At 73.7% G+C, this 18,557-nt stretch carries 22 protein-coding genes and 1 riboswitch; of the genes, 6 read left to right on the forward strand and 16 right to left on the reverse strand.

The window, feature by feature from the left end; all coding sequences use genetic code 11:
- Positions 1-12: 12 nt before the first annotated feature.
- The 11 genes from AB0P35_RS10275 to AB0P35_RS10325 all read right to left on the reverse strand — a co-directional run bounded on the left by AB0P35_RS10275 (position 13) and on the right by AB0P35_RS10325 (position 10,915).
- The gene (locus AB0P35_RS10275) at positions 13-1,053 is read right to left on the reverse strand and encodes a hemolysin family protein (protein WP_363509022.1); all 1,041 of its coding nucleotides are present in this window, start codon (positions 1,051-1,053) and stop codon (positions 13-15) included.
- Positions 1,050-2,402 (reverse strand): hemolysin family protein, encoded by a 1,353-nt coding sequence (locus AB0P35_RS10280; protein ID WP_363509025.1) that lies wholly within the window; start codon positions 2,400-2,402, stop codon positions 1,050-1,052. The genes AB0P35_RS10275 and AB0P35_RS10280 overlap by 4 nt, the downstream gene beginning before the upstream one ends.
- Before the next feature lie 186 nt (positions 2,403-2,588).
- Positions 2,589-3,035 carry a PH domain-containing protein gene (locus AB0P35_RS10285; protein ID WP_363509028.1) on the reverse strand — a complete coding sequence of 149 codons (447 nt, stop codon included), beginning with the start codon at positions 3,033-3,035 and terminating at the stop codon, positions 2,589-2,591.
- Between the two features lie 59 nt (positions 3,036-3,094).
- Positions 3,095-3,943, reverse strand: a complete 849-nt coding sequence (gene hisG / locus AB0P35_RS10290) for an ATP phosphoribosyltransferase (RefSeq protein WP_095871822.1) — start codon at positions 3,941-3,943, stop codon at positions 3,095-3,097.
- Positions 3,944-3,990: 47 nt separating this feature from the next.
- Positions 3,991-4,263: a phosphoribosyl-ATP diphosphatase gene (locus AB0P35_RS10295; protein ID WP_095871823.1), complete on the reverse strand. Its 273-nt coding sequence runs from the start codon at positions 4,261-4,263 to the stop codon at positions 3,991-3,993.
- Positions 4,264-4,356: 93 nt separating this feature from the next.
- Positions 4,357-4,842: a 6,7-dimethyl-8-ribityllumazine synthase gene (gene ribH, locus AB0P35_RS10300; protein WP_095871824.1), complete on the reverse strand. Its 486-nt coding sequence runs from the start codon at positions 4,840-4,842 to the stop codon at positions 4,357-4,359.
- Between the two features lie 53 nt (positions 4,843-4,895).
- Positions 4,896-6,158: a bifunctional 3,4-dihydroxy-2-butanone-4-phosphate synthase/GTP cyclohydrolase II gene (locus AB0P35_RS10305; RefSeq protein ID WP_095871825.1), complete on the reverse strand. Its 1,263-nt coding sequence runs from the start codon at positions 6,156-6,158 to the stop codon at positions 4,896-4,898.
- Positions 6,155-6,802, reverse strand: coding sequence for a nicotinamide mononucleotide transporter family protein (locus AB0P35_RS10310; RefSeq protein WP_257018924.1), 648 nt, complete (start codon positions 6,800-6,802; stop codon positions 6,155-6,157). The genes AB0P35_RS10305 and AB0P35_RS10310 overlap by 4 nt, the downstream gene beginning before the upstream one ends.
- A complete protein-coding gene (locus AB0P35_RS10315; RefSeq protein WP_095871826.1) occupies positions 6,799-7,461 on the reverse strand; it encodes a riboflavin synthase in 663 nt (220 codons plus the stop codon). Before AB0P35_RS10315 ends, AB0P35_RS10310 begins: the two co-directional genes overlap by 4 nt.
- Positions 7,462-7,630: 169 nt before the next feature.
- Positions 7,631-7,758, reverse strand: a riboswitch (FMN riboswitch).
- 163 nt (positions 7,759-7,921) lie between these two features.
- The gene (locus AB0P35_RS10320) at positions 7,922-8,365 is read right to left on the reverse strand and encodes a hypothetical protein (RefSeq protein WP_363509034.1); all 444 of its coding nucleotides are present in this window, start codon (positions 8,363-8,365) and stop codon (positions 7,922-7,924) included.
- A gap of 90 nt (positions 8,366-8,455) precedes the next feature.
- Entirely contained in the window at positions 8,456-10,915 is a 2,460-nt protein-coding gene (locus tag AB0P35_RS10325; protein WP_363509037.1) for a hypothetical protein, read from the reverse strand.
- 294 nt (positions 10,916-11,209) lie between these two features.
- Here AB0P35_RS10325 and AB0P35_RS10330 point away from each other — a divergent pair, with 294 nt between their 5' ends.
- The 3 genes from AB0P35_RS10330 (at position 11,210) to AB0P35_RS10340 (ending at position 13,389) form a co-directional block, all read left to right on the forward strand.
- Positions 11,210-12,274 (forward strand): M4 family metallopeptidase, encoded by a 1,065-nt coding sequence (locus tag AB0P35_RS10330; protein ID WP_363509040.1) that lies wholly within the window; start codon positions 11,210-11,212, stop codon positions 12,272-12,274.
- Positions 12,275-12,396: 122 nt separating this feature from the next.
- Positions 12,397-12,720: a divalent-cation tolerance protein CutA gene (gene cutA, locus AB0P35_RS10335; protein WP_095871831.1), complete on the forward strand. Its 324-nt coding sequence runs from the start codon at positions 12,397-12,399 to the stop codon at positions 12,718-12,720.
- A 99-nt stretch (positions 12,721-12,819) separates the two neighbouring features.
- Complete coding sequence (locus AB0P35_RS10340; RefSeq protein ID WP_363509044.1) at positions 12,820-13,389, forward strand: dihydrofolate reductase family protein; 570 nt, start codon at positions 12,820-12,822, stop codon at positions 13,387-13,389.
- Positions 13,390-13,435: 46 nt separating this feature from the next.
- Here the strand turns inward: AB0P35_RS10340 and AB0P35_RS10345 are convergent, their stop codons facing one another.
- A complete protein-coding gene (locus AB0P35_RS10345) occupies positions 13,436-13,645 on the reverse strand; it encodes a DUF397 domain-containing protein (protein WP_363509047.1) in 210 nt (69 codons plus the stop codon).
- Positions 13,642-14,472 (reverse strand): helix-turn-helix transcriptional regulator, encoded by an 831-nt coding sequence (locus AB0P35_RS10350; RefSeq protein WP_363509050.1) that lies wholly within the window; start codon positions 14,470-14,472, stop codon positions 13,642-13,644. The genes AB0P35_RS10345 and AB0P35_RS10350 overlap by 4 nt, the downstream gene beginning before the upstream one ends.
- A gap of 127 nt (positions 14,473-14,599) precedes the next feature.
- On the opposite strand from AB0P35_RS10350, the gene AB0P35_RS10355 reads away from it, so the two are divergent.
- Positions 14,600-15,103, forward strand: coding sequence for an ATP-binding protein (locus AB0P35_RS10355; protein WP_363509053.1), 504 nt, complete (start codon positions 14,600-14,602; stop codon positions 15,101-15,103).
- A gap of 151 nt (positions 15,104-15,254) precedes the next feature.
- The gene (locus AB0P35_RS10360) at positions 15,255-15,920 is read left to right on the forward strand and encodes an MSMEG_1061 family FMN-dependent PPOX-type flavoprotein (RefSeq protein ID WP_363509056.1); all 666 of its coding nucleotides are present in this window, start codon (positions 15,255-15,257) and stop codon (positions 15,918-15,920) included.
- A gap of 19 nt (positions 15,921-15,939) precedes the next feature.
- Here AB0P35_RS10360 and AB0P35_RS10365 read toward each other — a convergent pair whose 3' ends face one another.
- Together AB0P35_RS10365 and AB0P35_RS10370 are read right to left on the reverse strand one after the other, a co-directional pair.
- Entirely contained in the window at positions 15,940-16,650 is a 711-nt protein-coding gene (locus AB0P35_RS10365; RefSeq protein ID WP_363509059.1) for a Type 1 glutamine amidotransferase-like domain-containing protein, read from the reverse strand.
- 159 nt (positions 16,651-16,809) lie between these two features.
- Positions 16,810-17,283, reverse strand: coding sequence for a MarR family winged helix-turn-helix transcriptional regulator (locus AB0P35_RS10370; RefSeq protein ID WP_363509062.1), 474 nt, complete (start codon positions 17,281-17,283; stop codon positions 16,810-16,812).
- Positions 17,284-17,373: 90 nt separating this feature from the next.
- Here AB0P35_RS10370 and AB0P35_RS10375 point away from each other — a divergent pair, with 90 nt between their 5' ends.
- Positions 17,374-18,204, forward strand: a complete 831-nt coding sequence (locus AB0P35_RS10375; RefSeq protein ID WP_363509065.1) for an alpha/beta hydrolase — start codon at positions 17,374-17,376, stop codon at positions 18,202-18,204.
- A gap of 7 nt (positions 18,205-18,211) precedes the next feature.
- Here AB0P35_RS10375 and AB0P35_RS10380 read toward each other — a convergent pair whose 3' ends face one another.
- The gene (locus AB0P35_RS10380; protein WP_363509068.1) at positions 18,212-18,394 is read right to left on the reverse strand and encodes a hypothetical protein; all 183 of its coding nucleotides are present in this window, start codon (positions 18,392-18,394) and stop codon (positions 18,212-18,214) included.
- Positions 18,395-18,557 lie beyond the last annotated feature (163 nt).

Consider the following 18,557-nt stretch of genomic DNA (forward strand, 5'->3'; position numbering starts at 1 on the left):
GGGGTGCGGCCGCTACAGGGCGGCGCTGCGGTGGTCCGGGTCGTGGACCTCGCCGACCAGTTCCTCCAGCAGGTCCTCCAGGGCGACCAGGCCGAGCTGGCGGCCGTCGGTGTCGACCACGGCGGCCAGGTGGGCGGCGGCCCGGCGCATGGCGCCGAGCGCGTCGTCCAGTGGCAGCTTGGCCCGCAGTTCCGGGATCGGGCGGCGCAGCCGGTCGGGCATCGGCGCGTCCGGGTCCTCCACGTCGAGGACGTCCTTGACGTGCAGGTAGCCGAGGACGGTGCCGCCGGCGTCGACCACCGGGAAGCGGGAGAAGCCGGTGCGGACGGCGAGCCGCTCGATCTCGCGGGCGGTGACGCCGAGCGGCACGGTGACCAGCTGGTCGGACGGCAGCAGCACCTCGGTGACCGGGCGCTCGCCGAGTTCCAGGGCGTCCTCCAGGCGTTCCTGGCGCTGCTCGTCGAGCAGGCCGGCGTCCGCGGAGTCGGCCAGCAGGTGCAGCAGTTGCTCGCTGTTGAACACCGACTCGACCTCGTCCTTGGCGTCGACCTTGAACAGCCGCAGGATGCCGTTGGCGAAGGCGTTGAGGAAGGCGATGAAGGGGCGGAGGATCCGGGCCAGGCGGTCGAGCGGCGGGCCGAGCCAGAGCGCGGCCTTCTCCGGGCCGGCGAGGGCGATGTTCTTGGGCACCATCTCGCCGACCACCATGTGCAGGAAGACCACGACGGCGAGCGAGACGGCGTAGCTGAGCAGGTGCATCATCGACTCGGGCACGCCGACCGCGTGGAACGGGTCGTGCAGCAGGTGGGCGATGGTCGGCTCGGCGAGGGCACCGAGGCCCAGCGAGCAGACGGTGATGCCGAGCTGGGCGGCGGCCAGCATCGCGGAGACGTTGGAGAGCGCGTGCAGCACGGTGCGGGCGCGCCGGTTGCCGGCCTCGGCGAGCGGTTCGATCTGGCTGCGGCGCACCGAGATGACGGCGAACTCGGCGCCGACGAAGAACGCGTTGCCGAGCAGCAGCAGGACGGCTGCGGCCAGTTGGAGCGCGGTCATCGGTTCTTCCCCCCGTCCGCGGCGGTGTCGTCGCCCGCGAGGCCGGGATCGGTCCGCCGGATGCGGACCCGGCCGGTGCGGTGGCGGTCGACGGCGAGCACGGTGAAGCGCCAGCCGGGCAGGTCGGCGGTGTCGCCGACGGCGGGCAGTTTGCCGAGCAGGTCGGCGAGCAGGCCGCCGAGGGTCTCGTAGGGGCCGTCGGGGGCCTGCAGGCCGATGCTCTCCAGCTGGCCGGTGCGGGTGAGGCCGTCGGCCTCCCAGACGGGCAGGCCGTTCTCCGGTGCCATCGGCCGCAGGTCGGGCACGTCCGCGGGGTCGTGCTCGTCCTGCACCTCGCCGACGATCTCCTCGACGATGTCCTCGACGGTGACGACGCCGGCGGTGCCGCCGTACTCGTCGACCACGACGGCCATCGGCTGCTGGCGGCGCAGCCGGTCGAGCAGTTGCTCGGCCGGCAGGGTCTCGGGGACGAGCAGCGGCGGGGCGGTGAGGTGGGCGACCCGGGTGTGTCCGCGGCGGTCCTCGGGGACGGCGAGCGCGTCCTTGAGGGTCACGGTGCCGGTGACCTCGTCCAGGTTGTGGACGTACACCGGGAAGCGGGACAGGCCGGTGGCGCGGACGAGGTTGACCACGTCGGCGGCGGTGGCGTCGTGGTGCAGGGCGACCACGTCGACCCGCGGGGTCATCACGGACTCGGCGGTGAGCCGGCCGAGGCCGAAGGTGCGGAGGAACAGGGTCGCGGACTGCTGGTCTATGGCGCCCGCGCGGGCCGAGTGCCGGGCCAGGGCGACGAGTTCGGCGGGGGTGCGAACGTGGCCCAGCTCCTCCTGCGGTTCGATGCCCAGCGCGCGGACCATGCGGTCGGCGGAGCCGTTCAGGAAGCTGATCAGCGGGCGGCAGGCGGCCGAGAAGGCGCGCTGCGGGCTGACGACGGCGTACGCGACCTGCAGCGGGCGGGAGATCGCCCAGTTCTTCGGGACGAGCTCGCCAATGACCATCTGCAGCACGGTGGCGCCGACCATGCCGACCACGACGGCGGTGAGGCGCGCGGCCGCGTCGGACAGGCCGATCGCGGTGAACACCGGGGAGAGGATCACGGAGACGGCCGGCTCGGCGAGCATGCCGACCACCAGGGAGGTGATGGTGATGCCGAGCTGGGCTCCGGAGAGCTGGAAGGAGAGGTGCCGCAGGGCCCTGGAGAGGCTCTGTGCGCGGGTGTCGCCGGCCTTGGCGGCGCGTTCGACGCTGCCGCGTTCCACGGTCACGAAGGCGAACTCGGCGGCCACGAAGAGGCCGTTCGCGAGGATGAGCAGAAAGGCCGCGAGCAGCAGCAGCCAGGCGGTGATCATCGGGCCGTCTGCCTTCCGGGGGGCTGAGGCAGCGCGGCGCAGGTACTACCGGACGGATCGTCCATGGATGGGGAGATTCACTCCTCAGGTCGGTTCGGGGGTGGCGGGCGCTTTTGCCCTGGCTTTACCAGCCTTCACCAGCGTAGACGATACCGAACGAGGGCAGGGATCTTGCCCCGTGGGGGTTCAGCGACGCGCCGTCCCGTGCTCGTCGACGAGGTCGCGCAGCGTGCGGGCGGCGGTGATCGCCTGCTCACGGCCGGCGGCGGGCTGGATGCCGACCGCGGCGAGCGAGGTGCCGTCGGCGAGGTCGAGGATCACCCAGGGGTCGCCGGCCCGCAGGTTGACCCGGACGATCTCCGCCCAGGCGAGTCGGCGGCTGCGGACGAAGTTGACCACCGTGACGCCGTCGGCGTCGGCGCTCACCTTGGGCCGGGCGAGCATCAGGCCGACGGCGGCGAAGGCCAGGCCGCTGGCCACCATCATGGCGCGGTCGTTGGTGTGCCAGTTCGCCGGGAGGATGAAGGCGAGGACGGTGAAGACGATCACCAGGACGACGCAGAGCGGCAGCAGCACGAAGCGGTTGCGGCGAGGCGCCCAGGTCACCGGCAGGACGGCGGCGGGGGTGGACAACGGGGTGGCTCCAGTACGCGGGGCGGGGGCCGGCCGGCCCCCGCCCTGAGTGGTTTCGGTCAGAGGCGGCAGGCGTGGATGTTGGTGACCAGGATGGCGCGGGCGCCGATCGCCCACAGGTCGTCCATGATCCGCTGGGCCTCCTTGCGGAGCACCATGGAACGGACGGCCACCCAGCCCTCGGTGTGCAGCGGCGAGACGGTCGGCGACTCCAGGCCGGGGGTGAGCGCGACGGCGTCGCCGACCTTCTCGGCGCGGATGTCGTAGTCCATCAGCACGTACCGGCGGGCCACCAGGACGCCCTGGAGGCGGCGCAGGAACTGCTCGACGCCCGCGTCCTCGACGGAGCCCTTGGGTCGGATCACCACCGAGTCGGAGATCAGGATCGGGTCGCCGAAGACCTCCAGGCCGGCGTTGCGCAGGCTGGTGCCGGTCTCGACGACGTCGGCGATCACGTCGGCGACACCGAGCTGGACGGCCGTCTCGACCGCGCCGTCCAGCTTGGTGACGGTGGCCTTCACCCCGCGCTCGGCGAGGTGCTGCTCCACCAGGCCGGTGTAGGAGGTGGCGATCCGCATGCCCTCCAGCCCCTGCACGTCCTGGACCTGGATGCCGACCGGGCGGGCGAAGCGGAAGGTGGAGCCGCCGAAGCCGAGGGCCAGCACCTCCTCGGCGTCCGCGCCGGAGTCGAGCAGCAGGTCACGGCCGGTGATGCCGACGTCGAGCCGGCCGGAGCCGACGTACACGGCGATGTCGCGCGGCCGCAGGAAGAAGAACTCGACCTGGTTCTCCGGGTCGACCAGCACGAGTTCCTTCGGGTCCTTGCGCTGGCGGTAGCCGGCCTCATGCAGCATCTCCGCCGCGGGACCCGAGAGAGAACCCTTGTTGGGAACGGCGATGCGGAGCATGGGAGATGAGTCCTTCACTGTGGGAGGGGTCACTGACACGGCTGCGGTCAGAGGTGGGCGTACACGTCGTCGAGCGTCAGCCCGCGGGCGATCATCATCACCTGAAGGTGGTAGAGGAGCTGCGAGATCTCCTCGGCCGTCTGCTCGTCCGACTGGAACTCGGCGGCCATCCACACCTCGGCGGCCTCCTCGACGACCTTCTTGCCGATCGCATGGACGCCCTGCTGGACGAGCTGCGCGGTGCGGGAGGACGAGGGGTCGCCGTTGGCGGCCTTCTGCTGGAGCTCGGCGAAGAGCTCCTCGAATGTCTTCGAAGCCATGATGACCTCACCATACGGGGTGCGGGCTGACCGACGGTAAACAGTTCCGGACCGTGGACAGTCCGGTGGGACAATCACTGCCCCTCCCCCGTCCTACCGCCAGGGCTCGCTGACGCCGCGCAGCGCCACGGCGGTGGCGACGGCCGCGGTGACCGCCTCGTGGCCCTTGTCCTCGGCGGACTCGGGCAGGCCGGCACGGTCCAGCGCCTGCTGCTCGTTGTCGCAGGTGAGCACACCGAAGCCGACCGGCACGCCGGTGTCCACGGCGACCTGGGTGAGGCCCGAGGTCGCGGCCTGGCACACGTAGTCGAAGTGCGGGGTGCCGCCGCGGATGACCACGCCGAGGGCGACGACGGCGTCGTAGCCGCGCTCGGCGAGGTGCTTGGCGGCGACCGGAAGCTCGAAGGTGCCGGGCACGCGCAGCACCGTCGGCTCCTCGATGCCGAGCTCCTTCAGGGCGCGGTGGGCGCCGTCCAGCAGGCCGTTCATGACCTGGTCGTGCCACTGTGCGGCGATCACCGCGACCCGCAGGTCGGCGCAGTTCTTGATGCTCAGCTCGGGGGCTCCGTGGCCGCTCACGTGCGTACTTCCTCTGTCTCGAAGGCTGTGCGGGTGGTCGTGCAAGGGGTGTGTCAGGAGTCGGAGTCGAGCCACGGCAGGTCGTGGCCCATCCGGTCCCGCTTGGTGCGCAGGTAGCGCTCGTTGTGCTCGCCGACCCGGACCTCGACGGGCAGCCGGCCCTTCACCTTGAGGCCGTACTCGGTGAGCGCGTTCTGCTTGTGCGGGTTGTTGGTCAGCAGGGTCAGCGAGCGGACGCCCAGGTCGGCGAGCATCTGCGCGCCGATCGAGTAGTCCCGGGCGTCGGCGGGCAGGCCGAGGTCGAGGTTGGCGTCGACGGTGTCGCGGCCCTGCTCCTGCAGCTCGTAGGCGCGCAGCTTGTGGGCGAGGCCGATGCCGCGGCCCTCGTGCCCGCGCAGGTAGAGGACGACACCGCGGCCGGCCTCGGCGACCTGGCGCAGCGAGGCCTGCAGCTGGGGGCCGCAGTCGCAGCGCAGCGAGCCGAGCACGTCGCCGGTGAGGCACTCGGAGTGCAGCCGGACGAGGACGTCCTCGCCCTCGGGGAGGCGGCCGTCGGCGTCGAGGCCGCCGGCGACCAGCGCGAGGTGCTCGACGCCGTCGATGGTGCCCTTGTAGCCGACGGCGGTGAAGTCGCCGTACTCGGTGGGCAGCGCGGTGACGGCGGCCCGGTCGACGTGCAGCTCGGTGCGGCGGCGGTAGGCGATCAGGTCCTCGATGGAGATGATCGCGAGGCCGTGCTCGCGGGCGAAGGCGACCAGCTCGGGCAGCCGCGCCATGGTGCCGTCGTCGTTGACGACCTCGGCGATCGCGCCGGCCGGGGCGAGGCCGGCCAGCCGGGCGAGGTCCACGCCGGCCTCGGTGTGGCCGGGGCGGACGAGCACGCCGCCGTCCACCGCGCGCAGCGGGAAGACGTGGCCGGGGCGGGTGAGGTCGGCGGGCTCGGTGCCGGGCGAGGAGAGCAGCCGGATGGTGCGGGCGCGGTCGGCGGCGGAGATGCCGGTGTCCACGCCGTCCCGGGCGTCCACCGAGATGCTGTACGCGGTGCCCTTGCGGTCCTCGTTGACGGCGGTCATCGGGGGCAGCTTGAGCCGGTCGAGCTCCTCGCCGGTCATCGGGACGCAGATCACGCCGGAGCTGTAGCGGATGGTGAAGGCGAGGAGTTCGGGGGTCGCGGCGGAGGCGGCGAAGACGATGTCGCCCTCGTTCTCGCGGTCCTCGTCGTCGACCACGATCACGGCGCGGCCGAGGGCGATGTCGGCGATGGCGCGCTCGACCGGGTCGAGCACCAGGTCGTCGTCGGAGTGCTGGATGGTCATGCCGTGACTCCCTGGGGGTTCTTGGTGACTGCAGGACGGGCCGTACGGGTGCTCTGCCACCAGGCGCGCAGGCCGAGCAGCACCAGCACGAAGTAGATGCTGTAGGTGAGGCCGGAGAAGGCGTAGCCGCTGTTGAAGGCGAGCGGGACACCGACGATGTCGACGGCGATCCAGGCGAACCAGAACTCGATCCAGCCGCGGGCCTGGGCGTACATCGCGGCGAGGGTGCCGACGAAGATGTAGGCGTCCGACCAGGGGCTCCAGGACAGGTCCGGATAGGCCCGGAAGAGCAGCGCGAGGCCGACGGTGCCGGCGGCGGTGGCTCCGGCCAGGGCGGCGCGCTCCGTCCACGAGGCGAAGCGGACGGCGATCTCGCCGGTGGCGCGCCGGCCGCGCTGCCACTGCGTCCAGCCCCAGGCGGCGGTGACGATGACGATCAGCTGCTTGCCGATCAGGCCGGGGACGTGGCCGCCGAGGTAGGCGGTGACCAGGACGGCGCCGGACAGCAGCTGGACGGGCCAGCTGAGCACCGAGCGGCGCCAGCCGAGGGCGAGGGCGGTCAGGCCCAGCAGGTTGCCGATCATGTCGGCCCACTTCACCGGCTCGCCGAAGGCGGTGAAGGCGACCCCGGTCAGCGCGCTCACGAGGCGTCCCGGGTGAGGTGGTCGGGCAGGGTGCGGGTGTCGAGCAGGCGCTCGACGTACTTGGCGAGGACGTCCACCTCGAGGTTGACCGGGTCGCCGACGGCCTTGGTGCCGAGCGTGGTCAGGTCGAGGGTGGCGGGGATCAGCGAGACGCTGAAGGAGTCGAGGGCGGCGTCGACGACCGTCAGGCTGACGCCGTCCACGGTGATCGAGCCCTTCTCCACCAGGTAGCGGGTGATGGACTGCGGCAGCGAGAAGCGCAGTACCTCCCAGCGGGGGTTGCCGTCGGCGTCGAGGTCGCCCGGGGCGCGGGAGAGCAGCTCGCCGGTGGCGTCGACATGGCCCTGGACGAGGTGCCCGCCGAGCCGGGCGCCGAGCGCCATGGCCCGCTCCAGGTTGACCTTCGAACCGGGCTTCAGCGCGCCGAGGCTGGAGCGGTGCAGCGTCTCGGCCATCACGTCGGCGCTGAACTCGCCGGTGCCGGCCGCGAGTTCCTCGGGGCTGTCGACGACGGTCAGGCAGACGCCGTTGACCGCGATGGAGTCGCCGTGCTTCGCACCGGAACAGACCACCGGGCCGCGCAGGCGGACACGCGAGGAGTCGCCGATCTCCTCGATGGAGACGACCTCGCCGAGCTCTTCGATGATGCCGGTGAACACCCGGGTTCTCCTCGCGCTTAGGGGCGCGGACTCCGGGGCGGCATGGGAGATGACGCGGACAGCACGACGAGGAGCGGGGCCCTGACCCACGGCAGCACTGCCGAGGAGAGCTCTCCTGCACCTCTTCACCGCCACGACCCGTTGCCGGGACGTGGACCTGCTCGTCCGCCGCGCACGCCTCCCATCCGGACTTTAACCGTCGGTCCAGGAATTTCACCTGGTCAACCGGCCGCTGGCTGCGGACGGGTCGCGGACTGTAACCGCCGGTTCGGATTTTCACCGACCCCGGAGTGCGCTGAACGTCACTACTACTGCCGTCATTCTGCCATGATCGGCGGCCCGGCAGCAGGGGGTCGGGCTGTGGTCTGTTTCACTCGGCGACCGGCCGGTCACGGGAATAGGCCGGCGGGCCCCGGCTGCGGGGCCCGGCACGGCCTGACCGCGTGTCAACCGCGGTGCCTCACGGGCGGAGCAGCCGGACCTCCTCGGCATGGCGGCGCTGCTGCGCCGAGTCCCAGTCTCCGGTGCAGTAGACCGAGATCTCCGCGACGGCGCCGTCCCGGACGTCGGCGCGCATCAGTTCGCGGCAGTACCAGTGGTCGCCGCCGGACTCCCAGCGCTCCTCGACCTCGATGGTGAAGCCGGTCGGCGTGCGGTCGACCCGGCTGCGCGGCACGGCGCCCCGGGCCGGGTGCCCGGCCCGGCGCAGCGCGGCCACCCCGTCCGGGCCGGCGGCCTGCAGCCGCCACTGCGGCACGGTGAGGTCGCAGAACACGTCGGGCGTGAAGAGTCCCTGCGGCGGGACGCCGGTCTGCAGGAAGTCCACCAGGAGGGCGGCGAGCCGGCGGACGGTCTCCTCGTCGGGGGCGGCGGCGGCGGTCGTGGTGGTGGTCGTGGTGGTCATGGCGTCCTCCTCGGGCGGTTGCTTCTGCCCTTGGGGCGTGAGACCGGACGGCACGATGTGCGGTCCGGTCTCACGCCCGGCCACCCGCGCTCACAGCCGCCACGGCGGGGCCTGCTCCGGCCGGTACTCGCAGAAGGTGCCGGTGCGGACGGCGGCCGCCAGGTGCCGGCCGAGTTCGGGATGCACCGAGCCGATCCGGGCCACGGCCGCCCTGATCCGCGCGGTGACGGCCGTCCGCGCCCGTTCCGCCGCCGAGCCGGTGCGCCGCACCCGGCCGCCCAGCCCGTACGCCGCCGACAGCTGGCCGAGCAGCGCGTCCTGTTCGACGGCGAGCCGGGCGGAGCGCTCGGCGTCCCCGGCGGCGTCCGCCTCCTCGGCCTCGGCGGCCAGTTCACGGAGCCGGCGGCGGTAGGCGGCTCGGGCCGTGGCATCGACCAACTCGCCGGTGTCGGCGGGCCGGTGGAGCCCCTGTACCGAGCCGCCGGGCGGGCCGACGGGCGGGCCGACGGGCGGGCCGACGGGCGGGCCTACTGCGGTGGCGAGGTCGAGCGCCGGGACGGGCCTGCCGGGACGGGCGAGCAGCACCGCGAGGTCGCGCAGGCCCTTGCTGTCCGGCAGCCCGGCCTCACGGCCCGCGTAGCGCAGCAGCCAGCGGCCGCCGTCGAAGCGGAACACGGCGGGGTCGTCGCCGTCCGGCGCCCCCGGGGGCCGGGGTGGCCGGGGTGGCCGCGGTGCAGGGGCGGGGGCGAGGGCGGACATGCCCGCGGCGACGGCGAGGGCGCGGGCGGCGGCCGCATGGCGCTCGGCCGCCGGAGGGTCGCCGGCCGCGGCGGCGAGCAGCGCGAGGTGGTGGTCGACCGGCCCGCGAACGGCGGCCCCGATGCCCTCGACCGCAAAGAGCCCGGCATACGGGGCCAGCGCCGCGTACAGCGGACCGGCGGTCTGCCGGGCGACCGGGTGCGCGCCGAGCAGGCCGACGGTCTCCGCGGCCTGGGCGAGCATCGGCAGCCACTCGCTGTCCCGCGGCGCCCCGGGCAGCGCGGGCGCGACGGCGGCGAGCCGCCGGGCGGCCTCCTCGGTGCGACCGAACTGGGCGGCGAGCAGCGCCAGGGCCACCCTCGGCCAGACGCCCGGTTCATGGTCCAGCGGCGGCGACCCCTCGATCAGCCGGGCCAGCCCCGCGGTGTCCCGCTCGGCGGCGAGCAGGCACCAGCGCTGGGTGGCCGCCAGCATCGCGGCGTTCGCGCTGCCCGCCCGGCGGCCGACCGCCTCGGTCTCGGCCAGCTCGCGGCGGCAGTCGTCGTGGCGGCCCTCCAGCAGCGCCCGGGCGCCGCGCCAGAGCGGCGCGTACCAGCCGTAGAGCGGACGCCGCAGCGAGCGGGCGAGCGCGTCGAAGGCGGCGGTCTCGGCATCGGCGGCGGCCGACTCGCCGGTCTCCAGCAGCGAGACCAGGCGGAGCCGCCGGCCGAGGAGTTCGAGGACGGGATCGCCCGCCGCCCCGGCCAGCGCCACGATCTCCGCCGCCCACTCCGCCCGCACCCGACAGTGGTCGGGCCCCGAGCGGGCGTCACAGAGCGCCGCGAGGGCCGACCCGAGCGCCGCGGCATCCTCCGCTGCCCGCGCCCACCCGACGGCCTCCTCGGCCAGCGCCACCCGGTCCTCGTCACTCTCCACCAGCGCGGCGGCCACCGAGAGCCGCGCCGTGACCTCGGCCAGCAGCGCAGTGCTCCGACGGCTCTCGAACCACCCTGCGCGGTCCTGGGCGACGTCGGCCTTCGCCGCCGCCTCCGCGGCCGGACGACCGGCGGCCCGTCGCTCCTCGGGATGTGCCGTGGTGAGAGCTGTACGGGCCTCCGCCAGGAGGGCGAGCTGCTCGCGGTCGAGGAGGGCGACCTCGAATCCGACCGGGCCGGTGCCGAGGCCGAGGGCGGCGCGGGCGAGCAGGTCGGGGCGGCCGGCGGTGCGGGCATGGTCGGCGGCGCGTAGGTGGGCGGCGCGGGCGGCCGCGGTCTCTCCGGCGCCCAGCAGGGCTTCACCGAGGGCGAGTTGGAGTTCGGCGGGGTCGGAGTCCGGGTCGGCCTCGGCGCTGCGTCCGTACCAGTGGGCGGCGTCCTCGAAGGCGAGCAGGGCGGCGGCCCGGTCGCCGGCCCGGCGGGCCGCGGCGGCCGCAGGCTGGCGGTGTTCGGGACCGGCGAGCAGCAGGTGGCGGGCGGTCTCGGCAGGGTCGGTCCGGGTGTCGGCCGCGAGCGCGTCGGCGATCCGCCGGTGCCGGTCGGCGCGGTCGGCGGCGGGGACGGTGGCCTGGACGGCCTCGCGCAGCAGGTCGTGCCGGAATGCGCCGGTGTCCGGGCCGAGTTCGGCGAGCAGCCCGCCGTCGACGGCGTCGGCGAGCCGGGGGCGGAGGTCGGCAGGGGTGGTGCCGAGGACACGGGCGAGGGTGTCGAGAGCGAAGCGGGTGCCGAGTGCGGCGGCCGTCCGTACGGCCCGGCGGGTCTCGGCTCCGACGGCTTCCAGGCGTGCGGCAACGGCGGCCCGGACACCTGCCGGCATCTCCTGCGGGGACTCCAGGACCTCGGTGAGGAAGAAGGCGTCGCCGCCGGTGCGCTCGGCCAGGGCGTCGACCCGGGCGGAGTGATCGCATCGGCGCTCGCCTCCATGCTTCTCCGATGGGTGTGCCCGCGCGCGGCGGCCCGCTCCCCCTGGTGCAGGGATTGCGGCCGATGAGCCGCTTCGGCGCAGGATTTCCGGCGGCGGCCGGGAAATCCACCGGTTCCGACCTCTGGCCAGGGGGTGCGACGGTACGGAATGATCCCGCAGCAACCCTCGACCCGTTCTGGAGGAACCGTGCCCCGTTCCGTCCGTGCGCCACGTCTCGCCGCCACCACTGCCGCCGCCACCGCCGTCCTCGCCGCGGTGGCGGGCGTCGGTGCCGTGCCTGCTGCCGCCAAGCCCGCTCCGGCCGCCGCCGGTCCGGTCGGCCAGGTCTTCATGGTCAATCCGGTGCAGTCCTCGGGTGACGAAGCCCTGGCGGACGCCAAGGACGCCGCCTCGGCCGTGCCCGCCTCGGCGTATGCCCAGGTCGCCCTGCGGAACCTGGACGGCAGCGGCTACCTGTCCGGCCGCTGGGCGGTCGTCCGCTCGGAGACCGGGGCGCCCGCGTTCTCGGCCGCCGGGGACTTCCGCTACACCCGGGACTCCGACCGGTTCGAGCAGGTGATGGCGTACTTCTGGGTCGACGAGGCGCAGGAGTACCTGCAGAGCCTGGGCTTCGGCAGCGAGCTGCCGGGAGCGAACGCCCGGCCGCAGCCGGTGCGGATCAACCAGTGGGGTTCGGACAACTCCTTCTTCACCGACAAGAAGGACGAGATCCGCTTCGGCAAGGGCGGCGTCGACGACGCGGAGGACGCCGAGGTGATCGTCCACGAGTACGGGCACGCGGTGCACGAGGCGCAGGTGCCCGGATTCGGCTCCTCCCCGGAGGCGGGGGCGATCGGCGAGGCCTTCGGCGACTACTTGGCGGTGGCGGTCGGCGCGGCGGCCGACGCCAAGTACGGCTGGGCGGCGCGCACCCCGGAGGCCTGCGTGGCGGACTGGGACTCCACCGGCTACACCCCGGGCCCGGTGCACTGCCTGCGGCGCCTGGACACCGGCAAGGTGTACGGCGACAAGGTCGGCGAGGTGCACGCCGACGGCGAGATCTGGTCGCAGGCGCTGTACGACATCCGGAAGGCGCTCGGCGCCCGCGTGGCCGACCGGATCATCGTGAACGCCCAGTTCTCCTTCGCCCCGGACACCTCCTTCTCGGCCGCCGCCCTGGCGACCGTGGACACCGCGCGCCGGATGTACGGCGCGAGCGCGGCCGAGTCCGTCCGCCAGGCGTTCGCGGCACGGCAGATCCCCGGCCTCTGAGCCGGCACCGTCCCGACGAACCAGGCGTCCCGCCGGCGCCGTCCCCACGAACCCCGCGCCCACCGGCCCGGCCGTCCGCCGCGGCGGGGCCGGCGGGGGCGGCCCCGCGTAGGCTCGGCGGCATGACGAAGCGTGACGTCCTCGTGGTGACCACCACCCATGACGCGGAGGAGAAGGCCCGCGTCCTGGCCGCACTCGTGGTGCGGGAGCGGCTGGCCGCCTGCGCCCAGGTGTATCCCATCGGCTCGGTGTACTGGTGGGACGGCGAGGTGCAGTCGGCCCCCGAGTGGCGGATCGACTTCAAGACCCGGGCCGACCTGGCGGACCGGCTCACCGCCTTCCTCCGCGCGCACCACGACTACGAGACGCCGGAGGTGGTGGCCGTGCCGGTGGTGGCGGGCTCGGACGCGTACCTGGACTGGGTGGCCGCGGAGACCGCGCCGTGAGAGCGGCCGCCTGACACGCCGCCACCGGGATTGCCGGGCCGGAGCGGGGCCGCATGCCAGCATGGGGCGGTCCTGGCGTGCGGAGCCGAGAGGTGCGCAATGCGGAAGATCGTCCTGATGATGTCGGTGTCCCTGGACGGCTACTTCGAGCGGCCGGACCGGCGGATCGACTGGCACCTGGTCGACGAGGAACTGCACCAGTACATGAACGACGTGCTGCGGCGAATGAGCGGCTTCCTGGGCGGCCGGGTCACGCACGAGCTGATGGCCGCCTACTGGCCGACCGCGGACGCCGACCCGGCCAACGCCGGGCCGGTCGCCGAGTTCGCCGGAATCTGGCGGTCCATGCCGAAGATCGTCTTCTCCCGGACCCTGGAGCACGCCGACTGGAACACCGAGATCCGGCGGGAGGTCGTCCCGGCCGAGATCGAGCAACTCAAGGCGCAGCCCGGCGGGGACCTCGCGCTCGGCGGCGCGGACCTCGCCGCGACCTTCCTGGAGCACGACCTCGTGGACGAATACCACATCCTCGTCCACCCGGTGCTGATCGGCCGGGGCAAGCCGCTCTTCCCCGCCGCCGAGGCGGACCGGCCGCTGCGGTTGATGGAGACCCGCACCTTCGGCAACGGCGTCGTCCTGCTGCACTACGGGCGGCCCGCGGTCTCCTGAGCGTCCCGTCCGGTCCGCGGGCCGGGCAGGGCGGCAGCGGGCACGGTCACGCGAAGCGGCCCGATCTGACCGCGTCGACGAACGCCTGCCAGGCCGTGGCGGTGAACACCAGCGCCGGCCCCGCCGGGTCCTTGCTGTCCCGCACCGGCACGAGGCCGTCGAAGCCGTCGGCGACCTCGACGCAGTCACCGCCCGTACCTCCGCTGAACGTCGACTTCCGCCAGATCGCGGCCGACAGATCGGGTGTGTTGCTCACGCTTCGTACCCCTTCTCGATCGCCGCTTCGATCACGGCCAGCGACGCACTCGGCGGCAGGGCGTCGGCCTGGAGGTGATCGTACGCCAAGACACACAGCGCCAGATCGCTCGAATTGTCGATGACCTGGCCGAAGTTCGGGCCTTCGACGTAGGCGACGTCGGGCCCCTCGGCGAACGACAGCAGGGTGAGCGGCCCTTCCACCGAGGTGTGCTCGCCGCTGGCGAAAGGCAGGACCTGGACGACCACCCGCGGGTGCCGCGCGCACTCGACCAACCGGAGCATCTGTTGCCTCATCACCTCCGGTCCGCCCACCGGTCGGCGCAGAACGGCTTCGTCGAGGATCACCCAGAGGTAGGGCCGGTCGGGGCCGTCCAGGATGGTCTGGCGGCCGAGCCGTGCGGCGACGCCCTCCTCGACCCGTTCGTCGCTCTCGCCGACCAGGCCCTTGCGCAGCAGGGCCCGCGCGTACTCCTCGGTCTGCAGGAGTCCCGGCACGGTCTGGGCCTGGTACTTGCGGATCGAGGTGGCGGTCGCCTCCAGCTCGACGAAGCCGCGGAACCACGGCGGGAACACCGCCCGGTTCAACAGCGGCCAGATGCGGGCCAGGGCGCCGTCGGTGCCGAGGGCCGCGTCGCAGCGTTCGGTGAACTCCCGGGACGGCTTGCGGCGGGCGGTCTCGATCAACCCCACGAGTGAGCCGGTGTAGTTGATGACCTCGCCGAGCCGGTCCTGGGTGAGTCCGGCGGCCTCGCGGAAGCGGCGGAGTTCCGAGCCGAAGAAGCCGAGCACGGACGACGAAGGGTCCAGGTCACGTGTCGAAGCCATCGGCGTCCTCCCCCGGCCTACAGCGCCCGTTGTTGAGCGCCGAGCACTACCGAGCGTATCGCCGCAGGACGAATCTTGTGACGGACAGGCGCAGATCGCGCCGGCCCGTGACCGCTGGAGTGCCCTGATGTACGACGTCCCCGCCCGCCCCGCCACCGAGCGGCCGCCGTTTGCGACGACGGGCGGGGCGGACGGGTTCGGCGGGCGGCTCGAGTTCTGGCTGCCGAGACGTCGGGCCTCGGTGCGGGAGGCGCGCCGGCGGCTGCGCGATCTGATGGCGGTCTGCGAGCCGTGGGACGCCCGTACCGCCGGGCACTTCACCGAGGACGGCTGCCTGGTGCTGTCCGAACTCGCCACCAACGCGGTGGTGCACGCCCACGGCCGCGGCGACCGGGTGCACATCCGTCTGTGCTACGGCGTTCCGGGCCTGCTGGTGGAGGTGTCCGACCCGGACGGCGGCCACGGGCCGGCCGAGGCGGCCCGGATCGCGGAGGAATTCCCCGAGGGCGGGCGCGGGTTGGCGATCGTCGACGCACTGGCGGCGGAGTGGGGCTGGCTGCCGGGCGCGGCCGGGGCGGGCAAGACGGTGTGGGCGCTGGTCGCACCGGCGGGCGGCGCGACCGCGCGCTGACCCGCCTGCTGGACGCTCCACCGGCGCGGCCGGCCCGGTCCACCGGCGCGGCCGGCCCGGTCCAGCGGGGCGGGTCGGCGCCGTCCGGGGTGGCAGCCCGCGCGGGAAATGCCGTTCCGTGGCGGGCGGTGCTCGGCTAGATTTCCGGTATGTGATCACACAGCCCGCGGCGACCGGCCGCCTCTTCGACGCCCTGCAGTCCTCCGCCGTACGGGAGGTGGTCGAGCTGCGGGAGGTGTACGAGCAGCCCGGTGACCACGCCCGTCGCAAGCAGGTGGACCGGATCCATGACGTGGCCCGGGAGTTGATCGGCTGCTCGTCCCTGGTGATGGTGGCGAGCGCGGACGCGGACGGTCGCTGCGACGTGTCGCCGCGCGGCGGCCCGGCCGGGTTCGTGGCGGTGCTGGACGACCGGACGCTCGCGATCCCCGACGCCACCGGCAACAAGCGCCTGGACAGCCTGCAGAACATCGTGCAGACCGGGCGGGTGGGCCTGCTCTTCGTGGTACCGGGCCGGGAGACCACGCTCCGCGTCAACGGCCGGGCCTGCGTCAGCACCGACGAACGGCTGCTGACGCAGTTGACCGCGGTCGGCAAGCCGCCGCGCAGCGCCATCGTGGTCGAGGTGGACGAGGTGTACGGCCACTGCCCGAAGGCCTTCCTGCGCAGCTTCGCGTGGAAGCCCGAGCAGTGGCTCGCCAAGGACGCCCAGCCGACCTCCGCCCAGGTCACCCTCTCCCACCTACGGGACCCGGAGCTGACGATCGAACAGATCGAGCAGGCCGAGCGGGACGCGCTCCTGTACCGCTACGAGTGAACGCGCGACCGCTGCCCGGTCAGAGCGGCAGGTCCTCCCCCGCACGGTAGGAACGGACGGCGGCGGCCCCGTCGCCGTCCGGGCGGACGAGGTGCACCCGCCCGGCGCCGCGCACCCGGGCGGTCGTGCCGTCCACGGTGAGGGCGGTGTTCTCGTCGATCGCGAGGCCGTACGGCACCGCGCCGCGGGCGACCGCCTCGACGAGCCGGCCGAGGGTGCCCCACTGGGCGGCGTGCACGTCGACGGCGGGGGTGAGCAGCCCGAGTCCGTCGCGGACCTCGATCTCCGCGAGGTCCTCGGCGGTCTCCTCGGGGCAGACCGGCACCCCGTCGGACAGCCAGCCGCCGACCACCGCGCGCTCGGCCGCGATCGCCGCACCGGCCGAGAAGCCGGCGTACGGCAGCGGCCGCTCGGCCAGCCGACGACCGAGCGGGCCGGCCAGGGCCGCCGCGTACTCCGGGGTGAGGCCACCGCCGACGAAGACGGCGTCCGCCCCGTCGAGCGCGGACGGATCGAAGCCGGCGCCCGGCAGCACCGGCACCACCCGCGGACGGCAGGCCCCCGCCGCGGCGAGCGCGGCCGACCAGCGCTCGAACTGCTCCGGCACGTCGCCCTCGTCGAGCAGCAGGCAGGCCACCTCGGGCTCCGGCCCGGCCTCGGCCAGGAACGGCCCGTACAGCTCCGCGTACCAGGCCTCGTCGCGGCCCCCGCCGACCAGATGGATCGTCATCGCTCCCCCTTCACGGTGTGCACCCGGTGTGCATCCGGCGCACGCTAGGCCGTCGGAGGCACCTCGGGCGAGCGGTTTTCCGCCTCGGCCGACCGGTGTCCGGCCTGCACGCCCAGCCTGTGCGTCCGGCCCGTGCGTCCGGCCCGTGCGTCCGGCCGGTCAGTCGACGTCGACGTCGTCGAAGAGCGCGAGCATCCGGGCGAGCACCCTGACGCAGGTGGCGACGTCGGCCGCCGTCAGGTCTCCGCCGGCCTGCCGCAGCAGCGCGTACTCGCGGGCGGTCACGGCGGTGATGGCCGCCAGACCCTCCTCGGTCAGCCGGATCAGCGAGGAGCGCTGGTGGGCCGGATTGGGGACGGCCTCGACCAGGTTCCGGGCCGCGGCGTCGTTGACCATGCGCTGGACGAACTGGCGGCTCAGCGACTGGGCGCGCCCCATCTGCGGGACGGTCATCGGCCCGTTCTCGCGCAGCAGGTCCAGGACGGCGCGAACCCCGACGGACAGCCCCTGCAGCGGGGCGTCCTGCTCGATCTTGCGCTGCACCCGCCGGTAGAGCGGGCCCACCAGGGCGAACACCTCCATGAGGCGCGGGGCGATGTCGTCGGGCGGCTGCGGGGGCTCTGTCTCGGTCACCCGGCCATCATGACACCCGGGGTGCCACATCGACCGGAAAAAATGACAACCTAGTTGTCACCATGGACTCACTATGGCACCTTGGTTGTCATGAATGACGCCTCGAACATCGCGACCTTCCCCTCCCACGACGGCCCGCTCGCCTACCGCGACACCGGCAGTGGCCTGCCCGTGGTCCTGCTGCACGCCGGCTTCATGGACCACACCATGTTCGACGAGCTGGTGCCCCGACTCGCCCGCCGCCACCGGGTGATCACGCCGGACGCCCGCGGCCACGGCTGGTCCGCCAACGCCACCGTGCCGTTCCGGCAGACCGACGACCTCGCGGCTCTGCTGCGCCACCTCGGCACCGGCCCGGCCGTCCTGGTCGGCACCTCGATGGGCGCCAACATCGCCGTCGACACCGCCCTGGAGCACCCGGATCTGGTCCGGGCCCTGGTGGTCAGCGGCGGCGGCACCGGCCTTCCGGAGTTCCACGACCCGTGGCTGCTGGAGCTGGAGGCCGGCAAAGCCGCCGCGATGGCAGCCGGCGACATCCAGGGCTGGGTGGACGGCTTCGCCCGCATCGCCGCCGGCCCGCACCGCGGCCTCGAGGAGGTCGACCCGGAGGTCGTCCGGCGGGTCAAGGAGATGGCCTGGCGGACGCTGGCCAAGCACACCGCCGACGAGGTCGACCACAGCGTGTCCGTCCCCGACACCGCCGCCCGGGCCAAGGAGATCGGCGTGCCGGTGCTCGCGCTCAACGGCGCCCTGGACTCACCGGACCTCGTCGCGATCGCCGACGACCTCGCCGCCGCCGTGCCCGACGGCCGCACCACCGCCGTCGAGGGGGCCGCGCACCTCCCGAGCATGGACCGGCCGCAGGAGTACCTCCGTGCCGTCGAGGCCTTCCTCCGGGAGATCGGCGCCGAGGCGGGCTGACGCCGGCCTAGCGCCCTTCCCGCAGGTCGGTGCCGCAGCGCCAGCACGCTGCGGCACCGGGATCCGGCACCGCGTCGCAGGACGGGCAGAGCCGCGCCAGCAGGCAGGCGGGCTCGCCGCCCTCGTCACGGCCGTCGCCCCCGGGGCGGTCCGGCTGATCGAACGGCCGGTCGCTCGGCTCCTCGTCCATGCCGGTCAGGCTACGCCGGTGGACTTGCGGCGGTGACAGGGCGTGGCGGCTCGCGCAATCCGGGAGGTGGTGGTGTCCTGGAATGGACGGGAAGGGCCCCAGGAAGACGCGGGGTAGCGGCCAAAACCGTGCACCGCGCAATCAGGATCCGCGAGAAGCGGGT

This window comes from Kitasatospora sp. NPDC085879 (assembly GCF_040686255.1).
Taxonomy (GTDB): domain Bacteria; phylum Actinomycetota; class Actinomycetes; order Streptomycetales; family Streptomycetaceae; genus Kitasatospora.